The organism is Vibrio sp. 10N.222.55.C6 (assembly GCF_041473395.1).
Classification (GTDB): domain Bacteria; phylum Pseudomonadota; class Gammaproteobacteria; order Enterobacterales; family Vibrionaceae; genus Vibrio; species Vibrio crassostreae_C.
In genome coordinates this window covers 1-321 of record NZ_JBFRSD010000955.1, presented here as the reverse complement: position 1 = coordinate 321, position 321 = coordinate 1, and the positions used below count along the sequence as shown (strand labels likewise).

At 34.0% G+C, this 321-nt stretch carries 1 protein-coding gene; it reads right to left on the bottom strand.

What is annotated here, in order from left to right; genetic code table 11:
- On the bottom strand, nt 1-321 hold a 321-nt coding region (locus tag AB4486_RS27030; RefSeq protein ID WP_372119858.1), incomplete at both ends, for a CDP-glycerol glycerophosphotransferase family protein.

Here is a 321-nt window from a genome sequence, read left to right as displayed (position 1 = left end):
CAACGCTGCGCATTTTTATAAAAATTATGTTTGTAGTTAGCGGTCGCAAAGTAAGCAACGTCCATATCTAAACCAAGTTTTTTCAATGGTGTGCCATGCCATGTTTGCAAATACACTTGCTCTTCTCGCTTCGTAAACATAGCTGGAATTCTCGCGTTGAATATCCAATATTTTGATGTGGCCATGTAGTATAAATGTTTAAAACTTTTGTTCCTAACCTTTATGGCTTTTCCAGGAATATCAATTCTATTATCATCTACTACCCAAATACACTCAATATTTGGGTGATTTTTTATACATTCTAAATATAAGTATTTTGGG